The 20,823-nt window shown below is 65.3% G+C and carries 23 protein-coding genes, 1 tRNA gene and 1 pseudogene; 13 read left to right on the top strand and 12 right to left on the bottom strand.

The window, feature by feature from the left end:
* Positions 1 to 284 precede the first annotated feature (284 nt).
* On the bottom strand, positions 285 to 1,094 hold the full coding sequence (locus ALTAJ2_RS10495; protein WP_007110058.1) for a helix-turn-helix transcriptional regulator: 810 nt from the start codon (positions 1,092 to 1,094) through the stop codon (positions 285 to 287).
* A gap of 310 nt (positions 1,095 to 1,404) precedes the next feature.
* Between ALTAJ2_RS10495 and ALTAJ2_RS10500 the strand changes: the two genes are divergently transcribed.
* Positions 1,405 to 1,617, top strand: coding sequence for a hypothetical protein (locus ALTAJ2_RS10500; protein WP_007110059.1), 213 nt, complete (start codon positions 1,405 to 1,407; stop codon positions 1,615 to 1,617).
* A 7-nt stretch (positions 1,618 to 1,624) separates the two neighbouring features.
* On the opposite strand, the gene ALTAJ2_RS10505 is transcribed toward ALTAJ2_RS10500, so the two are convergent.
* Both ALTAJ2_RS10505 and ALTAJ2_RS10510 read right to left on the bottom strand, forming a co-directional pair.
* Positions 1,625 to 3,229, bottom strand: a complete 1,605-nt coding sequence (locus ALTAJ2_RS10505) for a hypothetical protein (RefSeq protein ID WP_007110060.1) — start codon at positions 3,227 to 3,229, stop codon at positions 1,625 to 1,627.
* 13 nt (positions 3,230 to 3,242) lie between these two features.
* Positions 3,243 to 3,452 carry a hypothetical protein gene (locus ALTAJ2_RS10510; RefSeq protein WP_239647725.1) on the bottom strand — a complete coding sequence of 70 codons (210 nt, stop codon included), beginning with the start codon at positions 3,450 to 3,452 and terminating at the stop codon, positions 3,243 to 3,245.
* A gap of 382 nt (positions 3,453 to 3,834) precedes the next feature.
* Between ALTAJ2_RS10510 and ALTAJ2_RS10515 the strand changes: the two genes are divergently transcribed.
* Complete coding sequence (locus ALTAJ2_RS10515; protein ID WP_007110062.1) at positions 3,835 to 4,437, top strand: DUF5518 domain-containing protein; 603 nt, start codon at positions 3,835 to 3,837, stop codon at positions 4,435 to 4,437.
* Between the two features lie 67 nt (positions 4,438 to 4,504).
* On the opposite strand, the gene ALTAJ2_RS10520 is transcribed toward ALTAJ2_RS10515, so the two are convergent.
* The 3 genes from ALTAJ2_RS10520 to ALTAJ2_RS10530 all read right to left on the bottom strand — a co-directional run bounded on the left by ALTAJ2_RS10520 (position 4,505) and on the right by ALTAJ2_RS10530 (position 7,051).
* Positions 4,505 to 5,821 carry an ABC transporter permease gene (locus ALTAJ2_RS10520; RefSeq protein WP_007110063.1) on the bottom strand — a complete coding sequence of 439 codons (1,317 nt, stop codon included), beginning with the start codon at positions 5,819 to 5,821 and terminating at the stop codon, positions 4,505 to 4,507.
* Positions 5,818 to 6,624, bottom strand: coding sequence for an ABC transporter ATP-binding protein (locus ALTAJ2_RS10525; RefSeq protein WP_007110064.1), 807 nt, complete (start codon positions 6,622 to 6,624; stop codon positions 5,818 to 5,820). Before ALTAJ2_RS10525 ends, ALTAJ2_RS10520 begins: the two co-directional genes overlap by 4 nt.
* A gap of 112 nt (positions 6,625 to 6,736) precedes the next feature.
* Positions 6,737 to 7,051: a hypothetical protein gene (locus tag ALTAJ2_RS10530; protein ID WP_007110065.1), complete on the bottom strand. Its 315-nt coding sequence runs from the start codon at positions 7,049 to 7,051 to the stop codon at positions 6,737 to 6,739.
* A 336-nt stretch (positions 7,052 to 7,387) separates the two neighbouring features.
* On the opposite strand from ALTAJ2_RS10530, the gene ALTAJ2_RS10535 reads away from it, so the two are divergent.
* From ALTAJ2_RS10535 to rpiA, 3 genes are all read left to right on the top strand, one after another.
* Positions 7,388 to 8,326, top strand: coding sequence for an ABC transporter ATP-binding protein (locus tag ALTAJ2_RS10535; protein ID WP_007110066.1), 939 nt, complete (start codon positions 7,388 to 7,390; stop codon positions 8,324 to 8,326).
* Complete coding sequence (locus tag ALTAJ2_RS10540; protein WP_007110067.1) at positions 8,323 to 9,165, top strand: ABC transporter permease; 843 nt, start codon at positions 8,323 to 8,325, stop codon at positions 9,163 to 9,165. The genes ALTAJ2_RS10535 and ALTAJ2_RS10540 overlap by 4 nt, the downstream gene beginning before the upstream one ends.
* An 87-nt stretch (positions 9,166 to 9,252) precedes the next feature.
* Entirely contained in the window at positions 9,253 to 9,960 is a 708-nt protein-coding gene (gene rpiA, locus ALTAJ2_RS10545; RefSeq protein WP_007110068.1) for a ribose-5-phosphate isomerase RpiA, read from the top strand.
* 83 nt (positions 9,961 to 10,043) lie between these two features.
* On the opposite strand, the gene ALTAJ2_RS10550 is transcribed toward rpiA, so the two are convergent.
* Complete coding sequence (locus ALTAJ2_RS10550; protein ID WP_049900700.1) at positions 10,044 to 10,496, bottom strand: hypothetical protein; 453 nt, start codon at positions 10,494 to 10,496, stop codon at positions 10,044 to 10,046.
* A gap of 136 nt (positions 10,497 to 10,632) precedes the next feature.
* On the opposite strand from ALTAJ2_RS10550, the gene fni reads away from it, so the two are divergent.
* Positions 10,633 to 11,694, top strand: a complete 1,062-nt coding sequence (gene fni, locus ALTAJ2_RS10555) for a type 2 isopentenyl-diphosphate Delta-isomerase (protein WP_007110070.1) — start codon at positions 10,633 to 10,635, stop codon at positions 11,692 to 11,694.
* 108 nt (positions 11,695 to 11,802) lie between these two features.
* On the opposite strand, the gene ALTAJ2_RS10560 is transcribed toward fni, so the two are convergent.
* Entirely contained in the window at positions 11,803 to 11,970 is a 168-nt protein-coding gene (locus ALTAJ2_RS10560; protein WP_004267503.1) for a DUF1931 family protein, read from the bottom strand.
* A 284-nt stretch (positions 11,971 to 12,254) separates the two neighbouring features.
* On the opposite strand from ALTAJ2_RS10560, the pseudogene ALTAJ2_RS20090 reads away from it, so the two are divergent.
* The 5 genes and pseudogenes from ALTAJ2_RS20090 to ALTAJ2_RS10575 all read left to right on the top strand — a co-directional run.
* A pseudogene (locus ALTAJ2_RS20090) lies at positions 12,255 to 12,545 on the top strand (nickel pincer cofactor biosynthesis protein LarB); the annotation flags it as partial.
* A gap of 134 nt (positions 12,546 to 12,679) precedes the next feature.
* Positions 12,680 to 12,829: a DUF7563 family protein gene (locus ALTAJ2_RS19700; RefSeq protein ID WP_006184973.1), complete on the top strand. Its 150-nt coding sequence runs from the start codon at positions 12,680 to 12,682 to the stop codon at positions 12,827 to 12,829.
* A 79-nt stretch (positions 12,830 to 12,908) separates the two neighbouring features.
* Complete coding sequence (locus ALTAJ2_RS10565) at positions 12,909 to 13,157, top strand: GIY-YIG nuclease family protein (RefSeq protein WP_007110071.1); 249 nt, start codon at positions 12,909 to 12,911, stop codon at positions 13,155 to 13,157.
* A 94-nt stretch (positions 13,158 to 13,251) separates the two neighbouring features.
* Positions 13,252 to 14,199: a hypothetical protein gene (locus tag ALTAJ2_RS10570; protein ID WP_081603390.1), complete on the top strand. Its 948-nt coding sequence runs from the start codon at positions 13,252 to 13,254 to the stop codon at positions 14,197 to 14,199.
* A 76-nt stretch (positions 14,200 to 14,275) separates the two neighbouring features.
* Positions 14,276 to 15,670 (top strand): phosphoglucomutase/phosphomannomutase family protein, encoded by a 1,395-nt coding sequence (locus ALTAJ2_RS10575; RefSeq protein WP_007110073.1) that lies wholly within the window; start codon positions 14,276 to 14,278, stop codon positions 15,668 to 15,670.
* Between the two features lie 292 nt (positions 15,671 to 15,962).
* On the opposite strand, the gene cysE is transcribed toward ALTAJ2_RS10575, so the two are convergent.
* The 3 genes from cysE to ALTAJ2_RS10590 form a co-directional block, all read right to left on the bottom strand.
* The gene (gene cysE, locus ALTAJ2_RS10580; protein WP_007110074.1) at positions 15,963 to 16,478 is read right to left on the bottom strand and encodes a serine O-acetyltransferase; all 516 of its coding nucleotides are present in this window, start codon (positions 16,476 to 16,478) and stop codon (positions 15,963 to 15,965) included.
* A gap of 198 nt (positions 16,479 to 16,676) precedes the next feature.
* Entirely contained in the window at positions 16,677 to 17,345 is a 669-nt protein-coding gene (locus tag ALTAJ2_RS10585; protein WP_007110075.1) for a metallophosphoesterase family protein, read from the bottom strand.
* A 196-nt stretch (positions 17,346 to 17,541) separates the two neighbouring features.
* Positions 17,542 to 18,132, bottom strand: coding sequence for an IMP cyclohydrolase (locus ALTAJ2_RS10590; protein WP_007110076.1), 591 nt, complete (start codon positions 18,130 to 18,132; stop codon positions 17,542 to 17,544).
* A gap of 255 nt (positions 18,133 to 18,387) precedes the next feature.
* On the opposite strand from ALTAJ2_RS10590, the gene ALTAJ2_RS10595 reads away from it, so the two are divergent.
* Both ALTAJ2_RS10595 and ALTAJ2_RS10600 read left to right on the top strand, forming a co-directional pair.
* Positions 18,388 to 18,460 (top strand) — tRNA-Gln (locus ALTAJ2_RS10595).
* A gap of 130 nt (positions 18,461 to 18,590) precedes the next feature.
* Positions 18,591 to 19,340: a rhodanese-like domain-containing protein gene (locus tag ALTAJ2_RS10600; protein WP_007110077.1), complete on the top strand. Its 750-nt coding sequence runs from the start codon at positions 18,591 to 18,593 to the stop codon at positions 19,338 to 19,340.
* 1 nt (position 19,341) lies between these two features.
* Here ALTAJ2_RS10600 and ALTAJ2_RS10605 read toward each other — a convergent pair whose 3' ends face one another.
* Positions 19,342 to 20,712, bottom strand: coding sequence for an oxidoreductase (locus tag ALTAJ2_RS10605; protein WP_049900765.1), 1,371 nt, complete (start codon positions 20,710 to 20,712; stop codon positions 19,342 to 19,344).
* Positions 20,713 to 20,823: the final 111 nt, after the last annotated feature.

A 20,823-nucleotide genomic window follows, 5' to 3' on the forward strand; every position in this document is an offset into this window, starting at 1 on the left:
GACGTTTCGGCGATTAATTCGACCACTTTCTTCTGATGTGTTATTATCTTCCTTCATTGCTACAATACTACTTATGAGAAATAAAATATTGATAGTAACTCCTACTCGCACAGCGTTGGTCGCTGCCCGTGCAGTCAGTGCTCGTTGTGCAGTCGGCGCTCGGACGTGTCGCGAGCCGTCTCGGGAGCTTGCCGGAAAACACCGTGCAGCGCAGTTGTGACGCGTCTCGCCGAGTCCATCGATGGCCCGATACCGTTCGTGGATCGGATCGCGACCGACGAGAATCAGTACGTCTCGGTTCGATTCTCGGGCCGCTTGAACGATGCGTACCGCTCTTTCGCCCATCGTCCGATATCGGACACCGAATCGTCGAACGCCAGCACCCCGTGTATCCCGCTTTCGTCGTTGTACGCGACGATCATGCATCGATTCTCACCGATGCAGATCCCGTACGACGGGTACTCGTCGATACCGATCATCCGCACCGTCTCCGACCGCTGTAGCGCGTCGAACTCGGCCGGTTCCGTTTGAACGACCGTTTCGAAACACTTTTCCGGACCGAGGATTTCGATGTTCGTCGCCGACTCCCGCTGGGCGAGCACGGACGTGTATTTCGGGTTGATCGCCGGAACGCACAGCCGCAGTCGGTCCGCACGTTCGATGAACGACGTAAACTCGTTGACGGCTGCGAAGGGCACGTCGAACCCGTTTACCGCGATCTCGCCCGACGACAGCACGTCTACGTCGACCGGGAACTCTCGAGGGATTTTCGAGAGGAACGATCCGAGTTTCGCCGCGGATTCGACGTCCCGCAGCAGGTCGGCGAAACTCGAGAGAACGATCTCCCCTCCCGGCGTGAGCTCGTATACTTTTCCGCTTCGTTCCGTGATCCAATCCCGTTGCTGTAACTCCCGGAGATTACGTCTGAGCGTCGTTCGATGGACGTCGACCCTCTCTTCTAACTCGGACTGCGCGTGCGGCGATTCCGAGAGCACTTGGAGTATTCGAAGCCGGTCCCGCGTTCCGGCCAGGGATTGCACGTCTCTGTACGCGTCGGTCTCGAGTCCGCGGTTGCGTTCGTTTTCGGGTTTCATACGCGACAATTGTGATCATCGTGTTCTCCGTCACTGGTTCCGCAGCGTTCACACCGTTGCTAGTCTCGTGACTGTCACGCTCGAACTCTGCCCCCATGATTTCAATATGCTGTTACATACTATAGATCTTTCCTGAATGTTACGACGGTAATAAATACTAGCTCGTGAGCGGCGATCGACCGTTCCTAGCACCGGTCCGTGGCCAGTGCTCGTTCTCCGTTACAGTTGACAGACAGGATCTCTGTGTGAATCGAATCAGATTGAGTTAATCCCCATTAAATTAATTACCGTTGAAAACCCATATTCGGGTATGAACCGGCAGACATCGCTCCCGATTGCGGTCCTCGTCACCGGTATCGCAGCCGTCTGTGCGCTGGTGATCGCAACCGGCTTTCTCGACCCGGACTGGATGCTCGAGACGCTCGGACTCGAACTCTACCTCGGTTCGATCGTCGTCCTGCTCGGCTGTGCCGTCATCTTGTTCTACTTCGATCTCGATAGCACGCTCCGCCGCGAACTGTAGTCACGGCTCACTCGAGCGTGTACCGATCGAACCGCCGTACTGCCACCTGATAACAGCCGTATCCGAGTCCTCCTTCCAGCGAGAGCCACACCAGTACCGACACGCCCTGAGCGATCGTTGCTGCCGCACCGTCGCGCAAAAGCAACTGTGGGCCGATGAGAGCGCCGATTCCGACCAGTCCGAGCGACAGTACGGTCGTCGAGTAGATCACGATCGCCGACAAACTCGGCGGGACTACGGCCCGCCGACGGCTGACTCGTATCGCGCCGAATCGGGGAAAGCGCATGCCGACGGCGAGTGCGATCCCGATAGCGGCCGCTCCGTGAACGCCGACCCAGAGACCGAGTCCGAGCGCGAGCGGAAGCGCCGATGTCGCGATGCTGATCGCACTTCCGGCCGCGACGAGCAGCGGAACGCCGACGATCCCGCTCGGCAGTGCGGTTCCCCGCACGAACTGACTCCCGTCGACCGGCGACGTCACCGTCGCCGGTAACGCCGCTCCGTCGTCACCGAGCGGATTCAGCGTCAGGAAGCCGCCGACGAACCACGACCCGAGAAGGCCGACGGCGATCGGAAGCAGGGACCGCCCGGCCGTCGACCGTGCCAGATCGACTAGCAACCACGCGCCGACGAGCAGCGGGAGGCCGAGATGCGAGATGCGCGTCGGGTCGCGTTTCACTCGTTGGATCGACCGCCACGCGACGTACCGCGTCGGGCGGTCGATCCGTCCTCGCAGGCGAGGGAACGGTCGCGGTCGCTCGCCCGCGGCCGCCGTCCCTCGAGCGCTCCGGTTCGATTCCACCTCGTCGAGCCAGAGCCGGGTCGCGAACCGCTCGGTCACTGACCCGCCCGCGTAGCCGATCCCGACCGTTCCGAGCACCACGCCGAAAGCCCGGGCCTGGCTCGCCGCGATCGGCGTCCCGACGACGAAGAGATCGCCGTACCAACTCGTCGGCAGCCGCGCAGCGAGTTCCGGACTCGTGCTCAGTCGTGCCATCACGCCGGCGACGACGAGCGCGCCGAGGAGGGCCAGCCCACCGGCCACGTACCCCGTCTTCCAGCGGGAACGGCGACTCCAGACGGCGACCACGGCACCGATCGCGGAGCCGGAGCAGACGCTGCTCGTTAGAAAGAGGACGGTGGCAAGCGGCACCGTCAGAATCGGAACGGACGTACCGGCACCGGTGGCGAATCCGATGCCGAGGACGCCGACCGGGAGGCCGACGAACGCCAACCCACGCAGGAACTCCGCGGAGAGAACGCCGATCGTCACTGCCCTCGGTCGGACGCTCGTCAGTACCAGCGACGGGGCGTCGATATCGATCGTTCGGACCGCCGCTCGCTGGCCGAACACGGCGGTACTCGACAACCAGAGCAGCGTCACGAGCAACCCGACCACCGGCGGTAACGACGGCTCGGCTCGAGCCGCGAGTTCGGCCGTTCGACCTTGGACGACCAGCGCCATCACCCCGAAATAGAGCGTTCCGAAGAGACCGGCACCGGCGAGTAACGCGAGTCGGACGCGGTCCCGCTTGAGCGTCCGCCAGTCCCGCACCACGTCGACGTACCCGAGCCGCAGTCCGTGGACGAGAGTCCGATCGTGTCGTGCCATTTCTCGGGGGCGACTACGACTTGGCGTATTTTATTCCGCCGTAGTATATCACTCCCAAGAACACACCGGAACCGATCGCTTCGATGAACGATGGGTCCTCTCCGTTGTAGATGCTGAACCCGACATCGATGGCGAAAACGATGAGCATCGCGATAACTGCGTGAAGGAGATCGTTTTCCTTCAACACCTGATTCACCCGTCCAAACATGGAGGATTCTGTCATCGTTGTCGGTTCCACGGTGATCGGTCACTGCTCGCCGGGGCCGCTATCGCCTGCCCGAGTCTTCCCGCGATCACACTGCGTTCGCCGTCGGCGGTCGAGAGCCCGACTGTCTCGGACCGTGGTGGTTGGTTTCGCATCGAGCCATCGCCGCTTGCCGACGCCTCCCGGCCGGGCTGAGAGCCGCTTCTCTGTGGTGACTGATTCATGTTCCGAAACTCACATGTGGATTTCTCTTACCGAAATATATGTTTTATGGTCATACTGGACCGCTACGAACGGATCTGCAGCCGACCGACGGGTCTCTCCTTCGAGACCAGCCGTCTCCCTGTCCACTACCGCCGTTCTCCGCTACAATTTTCACCGGTCCCGTCGTCCGTTCGGCATGGTCAGCACCCGGACGTTCATCAACGCGGTCATCGGTGCCATCGTCGGCGTCGTGCTCTCGTTTATCCCCGGCTCGACCATCCTCGGCGGAGCCGTCGCGGGCTTTCTCGAGGGGCCCGACGAACGAGCGGGGACGGTCGCGGGGGTCATAGCCGGGCTCGTCATGTTCCTCCCGATCGCGACCGGAGGGGCCCTCGTCTTCGGGTTCCTCGGGCTGGGACTCCTCGGCGGCGCTCCGGGCGGCGGCATCGCCGTCCTCTCGATTTTCGTCGTCATCGCCCTCTTGGTCGTGCTCGCTTACACCGTCGGACTCTCGGCTCTCGGTGGGTATCTAGGGGCTTACCTCGCATGCGAGTATCCCGATACACGACGACGGACGCGGGACACGATCGGATTCTCGACGGCGTCGGAGCACCCGTCGCGCACTGCCGACGTCCCGCCGCCCTCGGATCGGGACGCCGATTCGCTGTCGACTCGAGACCGCGATCCCGATACGATGCGTGGGTGGGACCGCGACGGGCGGTCGGATCGAGAACCGTCGGACGGATCCGACGAAGATCGCTACCCGGACCGTGACCGAGATCGCGAGCCGAAGCGCTGATCGCGACCGTGAGCGACGCCGGCCGCTCCGACAGCCGAAAGCGATGCCGAAGCGCTTGCAGCGCGGCTTACTCGTATCTGAGCGCGTCGATCGGATCCGTTCGTGCGGCCCGCCAGGCCGGATACAGGCCGGCGAGAATCCCGACGAGAATCCCGACGCCGATCGCCAGCGCCACGTACTCGAGGGGGTAGACCAGCGGCAGGTCGATGTACTGCGCACCGAGATAGCCGCCGAGCAGTCCCAGCCCCGTTCCCAGGATCGCGCCGATGACGCCGAGAATCACCGCCTCGGTGAGGAAGAGTCCGAGCACGTCGCGGTTCTGTGCGCCGACGGCTTTCATGATACCGATCTCACGAGTCCGCTCGGTGACGCTGACGAGCATGATGTTCGCGATGCCGATCGAGCCGACCAGCAGGGAGATGGCAGCGATGCCGACGATGAAGTTCCGGAGCAGGGCCAGCACGTCCTGGAGTTGCTGGAGCAGTTCCGTACTCGTCTGGAACGTGACCTCGAGATCGTCGCCCAACAACTCGCTCGCGTCGGACCGATCGCTCTCGAGGTAGGCAATCGCGCTCTCGCGGGCGGCGTCGATATCGGACTGGGCGGCCGAGTCGGCTTCGATAATGATCGCGAGGAAGCGGGCGTCACCGATGCCGGTCCCGTTTTCACCGCCGGCTCCGGTATCGTTCCCGCCATCGCTCCCGTCGCTCCCGCCGCCGATTCCCAGCCCGGCCGCCTGCTCCGCGTAGTAGGGATCCGTCGGCACGTAGATCCGCGGCGAGGATTCGAAGCCCTCGAACGGACTCTGTCCCTCGCTGGTGTCGGTGATGCCGACCACCTCGAGAGTCGTGCGCTCGCCGCCGAGGATCGTCACCGTGAGTTCGTCGCCGAGAGTGACGTTCTCCTCGAACTGGTTCGCCGCCGCGGGGTTGACCACCGCCTCGCGTTCCCCTCGCTCGAATTGCCTGCCCTCGGCTAGCCTACCCTCGCGGATGTACGACGGCCCCGTGGCGATCAGTCCGTTCCCCTGTGCGACCGTCTCGTTGCCGTTCGAGATCGCCTGTGTTTGAATCGTCGCGTAGCCGTAGGCCGCCGCCACGTCCGGTTGTGCCGCGACCGACTCGAGGTCGTCCGGGGTGAATACGGGCTGAGCTCCCGCCAAGGGGCCACCCTCGGTGTCGGGATCGGCGGCCCAGCCGTAGACGTTGCGCCGGTCATCCGGGCTGATATCGCCGATAATGCCCGCCTGGAGGCTGGCACCCAGCGTGACGAACGCGATCACCGCCGCGATACCGATCACGATCCCCAGCGTCGTCAGCGCCGATCGGAGTTTGTGACCGCGAATGGAGCGCCAGGACAGGCGCAGGCTCTCGAGCGGGTTCATTCGGAATCGGCCTCCCGACGTCCCGTCGGCGACCCCGTCTCGGCATCGGCGTCCGCGTCGGATGTCGTCTCCGTCCCGCGTCCCGGGTCCACTGCCGACTCACTCTCATCGCCGCGCTCGAGGTCCTCGATCCGCTCGATGTTCCCATCGAGGAGGTGGACGATGCGGTCGGCGCGGTCGGCGACGTGTCGCTCGTGGGTGACGACGAGCATCGTCGTCCCGGCCGCGTGAAACTCGTCGAAGAGGTCCAGAATGTCCGCCTCGGTGTCGGTATCGAGGTTCCCCGACGGTTCGTCGGCCAGCACGATCGCCGGGTCGTTGACCAGTGCTCGCGCGAGGGCCACCCGCTGTCGCTGGCCCCCCGATAGTTCGTTCGGCAGGTGATCCGCGCGGTCGCCGAGGCCCACCCGCTCGAGCAGGTCCCGCGCCCGTTCCCGGCGTTCGGCCCGATCGATACCCTGGAACAACTGTGGCAGGGCCACGTTCTCGAGGGCGTTCAGCCGCGGCATCAGGTTGAACGTCTGGAAGACGAACCCAACTTCCGTCCCCCGGAGCCGCGTTCGTTCACGGTCCCCGAGTTCGCCGACCGGCCGGCCGCCGACGACGACCTCGCCCGCCGTCGGCGTGTCCAGACAGCCCACGAGGTTCATCAGCGTCGACTTGCCGGAACCGCTCGGTCCCATGATCGCGGTGTACGATCCCCGCGACACCGCGAGGGAGACGCCGTCGAGCGCGTGAACGGGTTCACCGATCCGATAGGTCTTGCGGACGTTCTCGAGGGATACCGCCGTCTCCCGTGCCATGCAGGATCGTCCACGGACGGTTCAAAAAAAGTTCGGCGCAACAGCGTGGTCCGCACACGAAGCGGGTCCGCGGTTGTCGGTGCGTACCGAGCCGCGTCGGTCCGATCGGCGGCTACCAGTCGCCGCCGGCGGCTCCTCCTTCCTGCATCGGTTCCGTTCCCGTCTCGTCGCCCCGAACGATGACATACGCGACCAGGACGAGGATGCCGATCGGAAACACGAGGAACAGCGTCGCCGCGACGCCGATACCCCACAGGAGTTCGTTGTTCTCGCGCTTCGAAGCGTCTTTGTACACCCAGTAGCCGGCACCGGCCGCGATTAGCCCACCGATGATGAGCCCGATTATCATCCCGACGAGGACCGCCGTGGAATCGACGTTGGCGGCCTCACCGCCGGCCTGCAGCGGGAGGAGGGCGAGTTGCAACATCACACCACCCCGCTCGACCCGTTCATCGGTCGACCGTCGGATTTCCTGTGCCGATCGCTGCCGCTCCGATCGACCGTACGCGACGTGAGTTCTTTCATATACAAGTGATGATAATCGAATAGGTCTTATATTTCTTTCCCAATCATTCTATCAGTGATATACTAGATCGGGCACGAAACGGCGATGCCACTCGGTCGATACCGGCACATGCCTCCCCGTTCAGCGGCCGACGTCGGACAGTGCTACCGCCGACTCACTCGTCCACTCGGCGATCGGTTGATATGGGGTACCAAGCAAGGTATTTATATCCGAGCGTAAATCACTTAGATAATTAACGTGACCGCGATCGATATCTCCGGCGTGACGAAACGATACGGCACCGAACTGGCACTCGACGGACTGGACCTCACCGTCGAGAGCGGAGAAATATACGGCTTCCTCGGCCCTAACGGTGCGGGCAAGTCCACAACGATCAACCTCGTGCTCGATTTCATCCGGCCGACTCGCGGCGACGTCCGCGTCTTCGACCTGGACGTGCGATCGGATAGCCTCGAGATCCGCAACCGGACTGGCATCCTTCCGGAGGGGGCCACGCTGTACGACCGCCTGACCGGTCGCCAGCACGTCGAGTTCGCCATCGAATCGAAAGCGGCCGACGACGACCCCGACGAACTCCTCGAGCGGGTCGGGATCGCCGACGCCGCCGGGAAGAAGGCCGGCGGCTACTCGAAAGGGATGGCCCAACGGCTCATGCTCGCGACGGCCCTCGTCGGCGAGCCCGACCTGCTGATCCTCGACGAGCCGTCCACTGGCCTCGACCCCAACGGGGCCCGCGAGATGCGGGAAATCATCCGTGAGGAGAACGCCCGCGGTGCGACCATCTTCTTCTCCTCGCACGTCCTCGGGCAGGTCGAGGCGGTCTGTGACCGCGTCGGCATTCTCCGTGATGGCCACCTGATCGCCGAGGACACCATCGACGGCCTCCGCAACTCGATGCCAACCCAGACCCGACTCCGCGTGACGCTCGACCGCATCCCCGACGATTCCGCGACCGCGCTCGAGGCGATCGAATCCATCGACGGCGTGTCGTCGGTGGAACCCGAGGGCCGGACCCTCGTTGTCGCCTGCGAGGACCGCGCGAAGACGACCGTACTGCGGCGGATCGAGGACCACGGCGTCTCGGTTGAGGACTTCGAAACCGATGACTCCTCGCTCGAGGACCTGTTCGTGGCCTACACGTCGAACTCGGCCGGCAGTGCGGGGGTGATACAATGAGTGCGATCACCGTCGCGAAGAAGGACTTCCGGGATGCGATTCGATCGCGCGTGCTGATCGGGTTGACCGTCCTGTTCGCCCTGTTTACCGTCGGCGGCGCGGCCCTCGCATCGTGGCTCTCGGAACTGTCCGACGACGCCAGTGCCCAGTCGACGATCGAACTGGTCCTCACTCTCCAGGCACCCGCCGGGTTTCTCGTCCCTATCATCGCCCTGATCGTCGGATACGGTGCGATCGCCGGCGAGCGAGAGAGTGGCAGTTTGAAGTTTCTGCTCGGGCTCCCGCACCGCCGTCGCGATGTCGTTCTCGGGAAAGTGCTCGGCCGGACCGGCGTCGTGGCCGTTTCGATCTTCGTGGGCTTTACCATCGGCCTGCTCGGCCTCTTCGCGTTCGTCGGGTCGGTCTCGCTCACCGATTACGTCGCGTTCACCGCCGTGACGATACTGTTCGGACTCGTCTACGTCGCCATCGGTGTCGGGCTCTCCGCGATGACGCGGTCGACGACCAGAGCGGCGGTCGGTGCGCTCAGCGTCGTGATCCTGTTCAAAGTCCTCTGGGGGACCGCCGGTACGATCCTCCTCTATGTGATCGAGGGGGCGTTCTTGGTGGAGTCTCCGCCAGACTGGTATCTCGTCTACAACGCGATATCACCGGACGCCGCCTACGGCTCCGCGATCGGTGCCGTCCTGAGCCGATCCGATCCCACGCTTGCCAGTGCGTACGACATCTCGTCGTTGCCGCTCGTCGCCGAGCCCTGGTTCGGATTCGTTATCCTCGCGATCTGGGCCGCTGTCCCGATCGGACTCGGCCTTTGGCGGTTCGACTACGTCGATCTCTGATACGGTCGGTCGTAGCTGCCACCCGGTGACGCTATGGGCCGGAGCGGAGGTGCAACGTTTTTCTCGCCGCCGCTCGCTTGCACACCCATGAAGACGGACGGCGGTTCCGACGCGGCGAAACGGCGCGCCGGTGAACGGGCGGCCGAGGACATCGAGAACGGATTCGTGGTCGGACTCGGCACCGGGTCGACGACCGCCCACGCCATCCGTGCGATCGGGCGGGCGATCGACGACGGCCTCGACATCCGGGGTATCCCGACCTCGTTTCAAGCCCGGCAACTGGCGCTGGAAGTCGGGATACCTCTAACTGATCTCGACGCCATCGACGGCGTCGACCTCGCGATCGACGGTGCCGATCGGGTCGTCGACGCGCCCGACACCACCGCTCACGGCGCGCTCATCAAGGGCGGCGGTGCGGCCCACGCGCGCGAGAAACTCGTCGATACGGCCGCGGACCGGTTCGTCGTCGTCGCCGACCCCTCGAAGCTGACCGCCCGACTCGAGCGCTCGGTTCCCGTCGAAGTGCTCCCCGACGCACACACCGTCGTCGCGGACCGCCTCGCCGAACTGGGCGGCGAGGCGACCCTCAGAGCGGCCGAACGAAAGGACGGACCGGTCGTGACCGACAACGGCAATCTGGTACTGGACTGCGAGTTCGGACCGATCGACGATCCTGACGGACTGGCGACGCGGCTCTCACGGCTCCCGGGTGTCGTCGAACACGGGCTGTTCGTCGGCGTGGCCGACGCGACCTACGTCGGCACCGACGACGGCGTCGACGTCCGCCGGTACTGAGTCGCTCGCCGCGGTCGCCGGTTTCGCTCGGTGGAATCAGCGTATTCGAGTCGACGACGAGTCCCGCGGTCGTCACACTCTCGTCATCCCGAGCGACGCCGTCGCCAGCGCGGGGACCGATCCGCGCCGTCCCGGTCCTCGTCGGTCGTCTCCGTCCCCGGCCGCTGCGAGAGCAGGGTCACGGTCAGATAGAGCACACCCAGCAGCCGCGCTGCGGGGACTACCCACGGCTGTAACTCGAGTCGGTCCGTCTCGGCGTAGACCAGGTGCTGGCTGAGTTCGATGATCGGTCGGGGAACGAGGACGAGCGCCAGGCCCGCGGCCCCGAGCAGCGCGGAGACGAGCGTCGATCCCTGGCGACCACGGACGAGCAACCAGACGAAAACGAGCCCCTCGAGTCGCGCCCCCGTCAGCGCCAACGGCCGTCGCTCGGTCTTGCCGGGGTTTCGCAGCCCGATCCGTTCGCACAGCCGGATGATCGGCTCCGGTTTGAGGATCTCGACGACCCCGAAGCCGATCAAGAGTTCGCGCAACATGTGTCTCACTTCTCCCACGGCGCGGGGCAAAAACTTCGAGCCGGCGGCCGGCGGATCGGCGGTCGTGGCGTCGATCGAAACGCGGAATAGACAGCTTTTCAACACGGACGCGCGACCCTTCGGAGGAGACGGTTCAATGCCCGAGACATCCGATCGAAAAGACGACCACATCCGTATTATCGAGGAAGAAGACGTCGAGACGACCGGTGCAGGCTTCACCGATATCGACCTCGTCCACGAGGCGCTTCCGGAGGTTCACCGCGACGAAATCGAGACGACCGTGGACCTGTTCGGACACGAACTCGCAGCCCCGATCGTTATCGAGAGCATGACCGGGGGTCACCCGAACACCACGAAACTAAATCGGACGCTCGCGGAAGCAGCCGAACGAACGAACGTCGCCATGGGCGTCGGCAGCCAGCGTGCCGGCCTCGAACTCGACGACGAAGCGGTCCTCGAGTCGTATACGGTCGTCCGAGACGCCGCCCCGAATGCCTTCCTCTACGGAAACGTCGGCGCGGCCCAGTTGCTCGAGTACGGCGTGGACGACGTCGAGGAAGCCGTGGCGATGATCGACGCCGACGCGATGGCGATTCACCTGAACTTTCTGCAGGAGGCCGTCCAGCCCGAAGGCGACGTCGACGCCCGCGGGTGTCTCGCAGCGATCGAGCGAGTCGCCGACGAGCTGTCGGTGCCGGTGATCGTCAAAGAAACGGGCAACGGGATGTCACGAGAAACGGCGACCCGACTCGCCGACGCCGGCGTCGACGCTGTCGATGTCGCCGGTCAGGGCGGAACGACGTGGTCGGGAATCGAGTCCCACCGAGCAGCCGCGGTCGGTGCCGAGCGACAGGAAGCGATCGGCCGCCTGTTTCGCGCATGGGGCGTCCCGACCGCGGTGAGCACGCTCGAGGCAGCGACGGTCCACGATTGCGTGATCGCAAGCGGCGGCGTTCGCTCCGGGCTGGATATCGCCAAGGCGATCGCGCTCGGAGCCCGTGCTGGCGGGCTCGCGAAACCGTTTCTCGGGCCGGCCGGGAAGGGTGTCGACGAGGTCGTCGCACTGATCGAGACGCTCACGTTGGAACTGAGGACGGCGATGTTCGTCACCGGCTCGGCGTCGCTTTCGGAATTACGGGACACGGACTACGTCGTGCTCGGACGAACGAACGAGTACATCGAGCAGCGCCGCCGCTAAGTGCGTACGTTCGGTCCATCTCGGGTTGAGGCGGCCGCTCACTCCTCCGGCCGGCGATGCTGACCGCTATCGACGTAGCGGCCGAAAAAATCGCGGTCCAATCGTGCCTTACAGGTCGCGGGGCTGGACCGTCTTCCGGTCGTTGGCCTCTGCGCGTCGGGCGGCGTCCTCGAGGAGTTCGTCGACTTCTTCGTCGAGCGCGTCGTAGAAGTCCGAAGCAACGTTTTTGTCATCGAGCGCTTCCTTGACGGCGGCTTTGACGATAAGATCTGCCATACGATCTACTCGTTTCGCGTTACCTCATATAACGTTTTTGGTTAGTCGTAGAAATACGGGGGTTGCAGCGGTTCATTCGCCCGTTTCGACCCCCGTTATCACCGGAAAGTATATGTTTGATGAGCGGCCGACCGGAATTTCGCGGCGCTTCGAGCCCGGCATTCGGCTCGCGCGCGGGCCTCCGGGGCTCGTACGCGCGTTCAGCGATACCGAGTCACTGGGACTCCGTCCGTCTCGGCCGACCGGGTCGACGGATTCGAGTGTGTCGCCCCTCGAGACCGAGTATGCGCGAACTCCTCGAGGCCGTCGCTGACGGTTCGCTGTCGCTGGCACAGGCCGACGCCGAGCTCAAGGGGTGTAACCGGTGACGCGGGTCGGTTCGACGCGGCCCGCGACCAGCGCCGCGGCATTCCGGAAGCCATCTTCGCGGAGGGGAAGGTGGCCGAACAGGTCGTCGCGCTCGCCGAAACGGCCCTCGAGACACGGGCCGAGCGCTGCTGACCCGCGTCTCCGACTCGCAGTACGCGGCGCTTGCGGCCCGTCTCGAGGGGACGGCTCCCGACGCCGCGATCGATGTGGCACGCGACTGAGTGTCGTACACTTTTTCGGAAAAATACTTCCCACAACCGAAAACCCAAACAGTGTATGGAGAAGCTTATTTATCCGTTCGCCCAGTAGTTCGTAGTACCGGCTCCGGCCGGTGTGACCAATGCCCAAGTGTGATCACTGCGGCGCGCACGTCTCCGAACGGTTTGCACGCGTTTTCGCCGACGAACACGGTGAAATCCACGCGTGTGTCAGTTGTTCGGCCAACGCCGGCATCGCTGAAGCCGCGAAAGAGCGCGCTCGCGGGACCTGACTTCGGAGTGACACGGATCAACAACCACGCGCCCCCACGGACGAGACGCTTTTTACCTTCCCACGCCTGGCCACGACCGATGGCCGATCACGTCGTCTACGTCCTCGAGTGTGCCGACGGCTCGCTGTACACCGGTTACACGACCGACCTCGAGCGACGCGTCGCCGAACACGACGCCGGCGAGGGAGCGAAATACACGCGCGGACGGACACCGGTCGAACTCCGCCATCGCGAGACGTTCGACTCGAAATCGGCCGCCATGTCCCGCGAGTACGAGATCAAGCAACTGAGTCGCGCCGCGAAGGAACGATTGGTCGGCCTCGAGTGAGTTCCGTTCGACGTCCCGATTCGTCGCGCCGATCATTATCTCACCTACTCACTCCGAAAAATAGATGCATATCGGCCGTGATAGTATGCCCGAGATGCAACTCGATGTCGTCGACGATCTGAAACAGCCTGAATACACTGGTGAGAACCGGTGTGAGCCCTGTACCGTGTTGAATCTCGTCATCGCGGCGGTGGTCGGCTCGGTCATCGCGCGGAAGTCCCGCCTCGGCGGGGTACTCGCCGTGGGGGTGTCGATCGCGCTGATCTACCTCCGGGGGTATCTCGTTCCCGGTACGCCGACGCTGACCAAGCGGTATCTCCCGCCGGAAGTGCTGCGCTGGTTCGGCAAGGAGCCCGATCCGGCGGTGGCGAGCGGCCTCGGCACCGTCGACTCGACCGATCGCCCGGCAGCCGGTCGCGAGACCACCTTCGACGAAGCCGATGCCGTCGCGTCGACCGACACCGACACCGACACCGACGCCGTCGCCGATGCGTCGACCGTCGACGCCGACGAACCCGACGTCGCCGACCTCGAGACGTTCTTCCTCGACCACGATGTCCTCGAGCCCTGTGCGGATCGGGACGACCTCTGTCTCACCGACGAGTTCGAGACCGCCTGGTTCGACGAGATCGACCCGCTCGCCGAGTCCGGCGTCGATGTCGATGCGGCCGTCGACGCGTTCGGGTTCGACGCCGATCCCGACGAGTTCGAACTCGAGACGCGCGGTGAGAGTCGCGCCCTGCTGTCCAGTGCCGGCGGCGCCGGTCGCTGGCCCTCTCGCGCCGCCCTGATCGCGGACGTCGCCGCGAGCAGGGCCCTCGAGACGTGGATCGACGACTGGGACGCCTTCGACCCCGAAACGAAAGGCGAGGTGCTCAACGGCCTCCGGATGTTCCTCGAGACGTGTCCCTCCGGCGGTGACGTCCGGATGGGCGAGGAGGTCGTCGAATCCTGCTGTACCTCCCACGAGGTCGTCGCCGTCACCTGCGAGGAGACCGGCGAACGGCTCTTCGAACAGCGTCTCACTGACGTCGACGCCTGACTCCGTCGGCGATCCGTCGCTCGCGGTTCCCGTTCGCCAGCGTCGCTTTTTTCGCGGCCGGCGATGACCACGGGGTATGGAGACGATCAGTTTCGGTACCGACGGCTGGCGGGCGACGCTCGAGGAGTTCACCGCTCCTCGCGTTCGAATGGTGGGGCAGGCGGTCGCGACGTATCTCACGGACACCGGACTCGAGGGACCGGTCGCGGTGGGGTACGACGCCCGCGAGAGTTCGCGGGGATTCGCCGAGGAACTGGCGCGAGTGCTGTGTGCGAACGGGTTCGACGTGTTGCTTTCCGACCGTGACCGGCCGACGCCGCTGGTGGCCCATGCGATCGCCGACCGCGACCTCGCGGGCGGGCTGGTGATCACCGCCTCGCACAATCCGCCGGAGTACAACGGCGTGAAGTTCATCCCCGCGGACGGTGCGCCGGCCCTGCCGGCCGTCACCGACGCCATCGCGGATCGCCTCGCCGACCCCGATCCGCTTCCCGAGAGCGAGCACGGCACGGTTCGCGATGTCGACTTCGCCGCACCCCACGCCGACGCCGCCCTCGAACTCGCCGAGTCGATCACCGGCGGGACCGACCTGTCCGAACTCAGCGTCGCCTACGACGCCATGCACGGGAGCGGGCGCGACACGACCGACGCCGTGCTGGAGCGCGCGGGAGCCTCCGTCGAGCGCTATCGCTGCGACCGAGATCCCGAGTTCGGCGGCGGCTCGCCCGAGCCCGCCGCCGAGAACCTCGAACGCCTGATCGAAACCGTCACCGACGATGACGGTGGCGTCGACCTCGGCATCGCCAACGATGGCGACGCCGACCGAATCGCGATCGTCACGCCGGAACGCGGGTACCTCGACGAGAACCTGTTTTTCGCCGCGCTGTACGATTTCCTGCTCGAGGATGCATCGGGCGCGGCCGTCCGGACCGTCTCCACGACGTATCTGATCGATCGGGTTGCCGAGGCCCACGGCGAATCCGTCCGCGAGGTCCCGGTCGGCTTCAAGTGGGTCGCCGAGGCGATGGCCGATGGCGACGCGCTGGTCGGCGGCGAGGAATCGGGCGGCTTCACCGTTCGAGGCCACGTCCGGGAGAAAGACGGGGTCCTGATGGCCCTGCTGGCAGCGCTGATGCACGCCGAAGCGCCGCTCGACGACCGGGTCGATCGACTGCTCGCCGAACACGGCACCGTCGTCCAGGACAAGCGCAGCGTCGACTGCCCCGACGACGAGAAAGCGCGGGTCCTGGCGGCGCTCGAGGACGCGATTCCCGACACCGTCGCGGGGACCGAGGTTGAGGACGTCAACACCGCCGACGGGTTCAAACTACTGTTGGCCGACGGTTCGTGGCTGCTAGTTCGGCCGAGCGGTACCGAGCCGGTACTGCGGGTCTACGCCGAAGCCGAGGACGAGAAGCGGATAGGGGAGTTGCTCGAGGCGGGTCGGGAACTGGTCGCACCGCTCGTCTAAGCGTCGCTCGGCGGCGTTTTGGGTCCGAAATCGGGAGTGACGCGGAGCGACGACAGTGGGGCCCCGCTATCGCGGTAACACGGAGCGGCCACACCCTCCCCAGCCGATTCGCTCGTTCCGTTCCGTCACTCGCTCATCCCTCGCGCAGTGTCATCGCCCGCCCTCGCTTTCGCTCGGCCGGGCGACAGTACGCGCCGTTCCGGACCGAACGATCAGTTGCAGTGATCCGTCTTGCACGTGTCTTTCGCCGTGTCCGTCGAGCGGTGCCCGATGAGGCGGTCCGTCCCCTCGGTCAATCGACTCGCTCGGCCGGAACCCCGACGACGGTCGCGCCGGGTTCGACATCGCTCGTGACGACCGAGCCGGCACCGACGGCCGCGTCCGCGCCGATCGTGATGTCCCCCAGCAGCGTTGCGTTCGCGCCGAGCTGTGCCCCCGTCTCGACCGTCGGATGACGCTTGACCGGTTCGTTCGTATCGCCGCCGAGCGTCACGCCGTGGTACATGTGCACGTCGTCGCCGATTTCGGCCGTCTCGCCGATGACGACGCCCATCCCGTGGTCGATCGTCACCCGACGGCCGATCTCGGCGGCCGGGTGGATCTCGATCCCGGTCAGCCAGCGGACGAGGTGGGAACACAGCCGTGCGAGCAGCCGACAGCTGGTCCCGTGAGACCAGCAGCGATGGGCGAGCCGATGCGCCCAGATCGCGTGTAATCCCGGGTAACACAGCAAGACCTCGAGCCACCCCGTCGCGGCGGGGTCGCGTTCGCGCATCGCTCGGATATCCTCACGCATGCGTCCGAACATTGCTCTCCGTCGTGGTCCTCGTGTGAGCGGTTGCGGAGCGATGCCGGCTTCGCGTCGACGGCCGACGCGCCGAGCGACAACACCGACCCACGGCGTGTCGAGGATAGCTCCGGGCGGTACACGCTGTGGGGCCGGTGAATACCATGCCCGAACGTAGCAGCGGGGTGAGTGTAAAAAGATTCGTTTCCGAGGCCGCGGTCACTGCCCGCGGGCGAGCCGTGTCCCGATTCGCTTCGGGAGATCCGCGTCCTCGACCGCCGCCTGAACGGCGTCGATATCGTATTCGACGCGGTGGGTGTCGACCGTCATCGCGTCGAGATCGAGGACCGCGTAGCCCGCCCGCGGGTCCCCGTCTCGCGGCTGCCCGACGCTCCCGGGATTGACGACGATCCCCGCCGCGAACTGCTCCGCGCCCTGCTTGTGGGTGTGGCCGAGCACCAACACGTCCTCGTCGCCCAGCAGTCGCGGCGAGAACTCCTCGGGGTACGTGTATCGGGTGTACCGATCGGGATCGTCCGGATGCCCGTGGACGAGTTTGACGCGGCCGTCGCACTCGCGGCGCTCCGTCGGGAGGCCGGCGAGCCACTCGAGTTGCGCCTCGGAAAGCCGTCGGTCGGCGTGATCGATGCCCGCCTTGGCCATTCCGTTGAACCGGAACGGCGTCTCCCCGGCGACGGCGGCGTCGTGGTTTCCCATCACCGTCGGCACGTCACGCGCTCGCAGTTCGTCGACGCATGCCCCCGGCCAGGGGTTGTAGCCGACGACATCGCCCGCACAGCACAGTTCGTCGACCGGCGGCATGTCCGCGAGGACGGCCTCGAGCGCGACCCGGTTGCCGTGAATGTCCGAAACGAGTCCCACCTTCATGCCCGACAGTAACAGTCGCGGGGGATTTGTAGGTTGCCCGAACCGACATCACCCGCGTGCGGTCCGCGACCCCTGATCCGACGACCGGGACGCCGCGATCTCGGTCGCTGAATGCGGAGTCGCGCCGTCCGACGCGTTGCCGCAGTAACTGACGACGGTCTTCCGAGCCCTGTGCCCCGGCTCCCGGCCGCCGTTCTCAGTCGCCGTTCTCGATCGCCGTCTCGAACCCGTCGTCGGTCCGGGCGACGCCGGCCGCACAGACCGCGTGTTCGAACTCGTGGTCGTAGACCTCGCTGGCGGCGGCCTCGGCGGTCTCGGCCTCGAAGTCGAACGGCTCGGGCGTGTCCATTTCGTAGGTCGCGACCAGCGTCGGCTCGTCGACGGTCTCGACCAGCAGGGCGTCCGTGCGAACGGTGCCGATCAGGGCCTCGCCGCCGTCGCCGATCGTCGCCGCGATCCGGGGCGTGTCGTAGTCGTCTTTTTCGTAGTCCAGCGCCAGTAGGCTCTCCGCGAGGGCGTCGCGTGCGGGATAACCCACCTCGAGTTTCTCCGCGATCGGATCGACGTGCGAGCCGTTGCCGAAGGCGGCCGTTTCGCCCGTCGGCGTCTCGACGACCCGCAGGCAGTTGTAGGAGACGTAGGGGTTGTCCGTTTCCGGGGCGTCTTCCGTAGGCCCGACCGTAAGCGCCTCGTCTCGAGCGGTGAGTTCCCGGTTCGGGAACGATCGTGAGGAGACGCGGTACGCTCCGACTTCGGGGCCGACGACGACGAATCGTCCGACGTACATACTCGGGGGTGCGCGGGTAAGGGGAAAAGGGATATCGGTTCGCGCTCGAGCGCCACGTCCTGGGAAGCACTGTCCGTCGATCGACTGTGGCATTCGAAACGCCCACTGTGATTCGCTTTCCCCGACGTGGGGACGGCTCCGGGATCCGATGCTGGACCTCATCTCCGGTTTCGAATCGCGACCGAGTTCGTAACACTCTAATACGGAACCCAACTATGGTGTAGTACGTCGGAAGCGAAACCGACGGACCGTGTCAGTCCATTGGGGTAGCGGCCAATCCTGAAGCCTTCTGGGGGCTTCGACCCTGGTTCGAATCCAGGATGGACTACTTCTCTGTCGTTTCGACTCGAGTATTTCGCCGACCGCGTCTCACGGTTTCCAGTTGAAACGAAGGGGTTGGGAGAGCGGTATCGCCGTTACCAGAACCCATATTTGGTTGACTCGCATACAGTCGGCCTATGAACCGACGGCAGTTTCTCGCAGTGGGATCGACGGCGTCCGTGACGGCCGTCGTGGGTTGTCTCGGCGGCGGCGGTGATAACGAGGGTGATGGATACGGTCCGGGTACGGAGTCCGAGCCCGAAGAGCGATCGATCGACCCCAGTTCGTACAAAACGAAGACGTTCGATGGTGTCGACGTACCGCTGGCCCCCATCGATGACGTCTATTACTGGTATCAACGCCAAGAGGCCAGAATCGCCGATGCCCGCGGCGCTGATCAGTACGAGAAAGCCCACATCGCCGGCGCGGCGCTGAGTACTGCCCCGCCGTACACGCCGGACGATGATCCGGTTGCGGACTGGGCCAAAGACCAACGGATCGTGACCTACTGTGGCTGTCCACACCACCTCTCCGGATTGCGAGCCGGGAAACTGATCGAGAACGGCTACGAGAACGTCTACGCGCTCTTCGATGGATTCAACACCTGGGTAGATCGTGGTTATCCGCTCGAGGGCACGGAAGTCTCGGCGAAGCGGACGACATACGAAATTCGTGGACAGGCCGACGCCACGTACGCCGGCGAGATGGTCATGCTCAAGCAACTCGGTGCGGACCGCGCCGAAGCAGCACCGATCGCCGACGACGGCTCGTACACGCTACAGCTCCACTACGCGGGTTCGACCGACTCTCGATTCAGAGTCGAAGCGCCGGATTATACGACCGAAGGGACGCTTGCGGAACTGACGAGTAACACCGTCACAGGCTAAATCAGTCGCCCTCGGTCCGATCGTAGACTCCCGCCCGCTCGAGTTCTCCCCGCTTTCGGAGCACGTCCGGCGTCCGACAGACCCCCGGTGCACCCGTCACCTGCGGCACCGTACAGTTGTTGCAACTCTCACAGAGCACGCGCGGGGGTTTGGCTCCGGACTTCGTCTCGAGCAGCCGTGCGCCCAGCCGCGGCTCGGCGTAGAACGGCCGGGCCATGCCGACCATGTCACAGGTCGGGTCGGCGTCGCTCGCACCGTCGCGACCATCGCTCGAGTCCCCCAGCAACCGGTCCATCTGTCGTCGCTCGCGGATGCCACCCTCCGCCAGCACGGGAATCGACACCCGATCGCGAACGCGCCGGCAGAACGCCTCGTTCCACGCGGGTTCGAAGTCGTACTGCAGCGACTGGATCCGATTCGCCAGCGCGACGAGCCGCCGTCGCGTCGCGCCGCCGAAGGCCGCGTCGTACTCCTCGTGCAGGGCTTCGTTGTCCCACGCCCGCTCGGGGTACTCCCCGCGGACGATGCTCAGATCCCAGACGACCGACGTCTGGACGGGGACCACTGCGTCGTAGCCGATCCGCTCGAGCCGACGGGCGATTTCGATACCGTCCGCGAGCGAGAGCTTTCGGCGGACGACCGGTGTGGGTGGGGCGGGCGTTTCGGCCGGTACCTTGGTCAGCAGTGGCACGTCGCCGGCTCGCTCGCGGATCTCGTCGTGCACCAGTGCGAGGAACTCGAGTCGCGCTTCCGGACTCCCACCGAACTCGTCGGTCCGCCGGTTGTAGAAGGGTGACAGGAACTGCTGGACGATCCCCATGTTCGCGCCGGCGAGGTGGATGCCGTCGTAGCCGGCCTCGACGGCGTGGGCGGCCGCGCGGCCGAAATCCGCCGCGAGATCGTATACTTCGTCGGTCGTGAGGACGTGTGGGTCGTACTCGAGGAAGCCGATGCGGTCCAGCGCGCGCAACTGCCACGGCGGCTCCGAGACGGCGAGTTGCTCGAGGGCCGGATTCTCGCGTCGGTACTCGGCGTGCCAGGTCTCCATGCTCCGGAGGCCGCCGTGCTCGAGTTGGAGGACGATCCGACTCCCGTGGTCGTGAATCCGATCGGTCAGCCGCGACAGCCGCGCCACGAAGTCGGAGTCGTGGACCCGGGTCATCCCCGGGGCGGCACAGCCCCCCGCGCCGCGGACGATCGTCGCACCCTGACAGATGAGGCCGACGCCCGACTCGGCTGCGGGCTCGAGGTCGTCGATCAGCGTATCGACCGCGTCGGGGCCGTTGCCCGCACACTCGAGTAGCGGCGCGCGGTAGAGCCGGTTGGGGACCGTCAGACCGCCGATATTGATCGCGTCCTCGAGAGTGGCCATGTACGGAATATCGTCCGATCGCACAAGAGCGTAGCGTCGGTTCGGAACGGCTGAATCACCGCCGGTCAACAGCGGTGACGACCGCGGGTGTGGCAGGTGGAGACAAATCGA

The sequence above is a fragment of the Natrinema altunense genome, assembly GCF_000731985.1.
GTDB lineage: Archaea > Halobacteriota > Halobacteria > Halobacteriales > Natrialbaceae > Natrinema > Natrinema altunense.

Excerpts from the sequence above, each read along its gene's own strand:
- ALTAJ2_RS19700 (WP_006184973.1), top strand. The coding sequence starts at position 12,680 with ATGCCCAAGTGTGATCACTGCGGCGCGCACGTCTCCGAACGGTTTGCA.
- ALTAJ2_RS10520 (WP_007110063.1), bottom strand. The coding sequence starts at position 5,821 with ATGAACCCGCTCGAGAGCCTGCGCCTGTCCTGGCGCTCCATTCGCGGT.
- ALTAJ2_RS10510 (WP_239647725.1), bottom strand. The coding sequence starts at position 3,452 with ATGACAGAATCCTCCATGTTTGGACGGGTGAATCAGGTGTTGAAGGAA.
- ALTAJ2_RS10515 (WP_007110062.1), top strand. The coding sequence starts at position 3,835 with ATGGTCAGCACCCGGACGTTCATCAACGCGGTCATCGGTGCCATCGTC.
- ALTAJ2_RS10500 (WP_007110059.1), top strand. The coding sequence starts at position 1,405 with ATGAACCGGCAGACATCGCTCCCGATTGCGGTCCTCGTCACCGGTATC.
- ALTAJ2_RS10495 (WP_007110058.1), bottom strand. The coding sequence starts at position 1,094 with ATGAAACCCGAAAACGAACGCAACCGCGGACTCGAGACCGACGCGTAC.
- ALTAJ2_RS10525 (WP_007110064.1), bottom strand. The coding sequence starts at position 6,624 with ATGGCACGGGAGACGGCGGTATCCCTCGAGAACGTCCGCAAGACCTAT.
- ALTAJ2_RS10600 (WP_007110077.1), top strand. The coding sequence starts at position 18,591 with ATGAACCGACGGCAGTTTCTCGCAGTGGGATCGACGGCGTCCGTGACG.
- ALTAJ2_RS10565 (WP_007110071.1), top strand. The coding sequence starts at position 12,909 with ATGGCCGATCACGTCGTCTACGTCCTCGAGTGTGCCGACGGCTCGCTG.
- ALTAJ2_RS10585 (WP_007110075.1), bottom strand. The coding sequence starts at position 17,345 with ATGAAGGTGGGACTCGTTTCGGACATTCACGGCAACCGGGTCGCGCTC.
- ALTAJ2_RS10560 (WP_004267503.1), bottom strand. The coding sequence starts at position 11,970 with ATGGCAGATCTTATCGTCAAAGCCGCCGTCAAGGAAGCGCTCGATGAC.
- cysE (WP_007110074.1), bottom strand. The coding sequence starts at position 16,478 with ATGTTCGGACGCATGCGTGAGGATATCCGAGCGATGCGCGAACGCGAC.
- ALTAJ2_RS10530 (WP_007110065.1), bottom strand. The coding sequence starts at position 7,051 with ATGTTGCAACTCGCCCTCCTCCCGCTGCAGGCCGGCGGTGAGGCCGCC.
- ALTAJ2_RS10575 (WP_007110073.1), top strand. The coding sequence starts at position 14,276 with ATGGAGACGATCAGTTTCGGTACCGACGGCTGGCGGGCGACGCTCGAG.
- fni (WP_007110070.1), top strand. The coding sequence starts at position 10,633 with ATGCCCGAGACATCCGATCGAAAAGACGACCACATCCGTATTATCGAG.
- ALTAJ2_RS10590 (WP_007110076.1), bottom strand. The coding sequence starts at position 18,132 with ATGTACGTCGGACGATTCGTCGTCGTCGGCCCCGAAGTCGGAGCGTAC.
- ALTAJ2_RS10540 (WP_007110067.1), top strand. The coding sequence starts at position 8,323 with ATGAGTGCGATCACCGTCGCGAAGAAGGACTTCCGGGATGCGATTCGA.
- ALTAJ2_RS10570 (WP_081603390.1), top strand. The coding sequence starts at position 13,252 with ATGCAACTCGATGTCGTCGACGATCTGAAACAGCCTGAATACACTGGT.
- ALTAJ2_RS10605 (WP_049900765.1), bottom strand. The coding sequence starts at position 20,712 with ATGGCCACTCTCGAGGACGCGATCAATATCGGCGGTCTGACGGTCCCC.
- ALTAJ2_RS10550 (WP_049900700.1), bottom strand. The coding sequence starts at position 10,496 with ATGTTGCGCGAACTCTTGATCGGCTTCGGGGTCGTCGAGATCCTCAAA.
- ALTAJ2_RS10505 (WP_007110060.1), bottom strand. The coding sequence starts at position 3,229 with ATGGCACGACACGATCGGACTCTCGTCCACGGACTGCGGCTCGGGTAC.
- rpiA (WP_007110068.1), top strand. The coding sequence starts at position 9,253 with ATGAAGACGGACGGCGGTTCCGACGCGGCGAAACGGCGCGCCGGTGAA.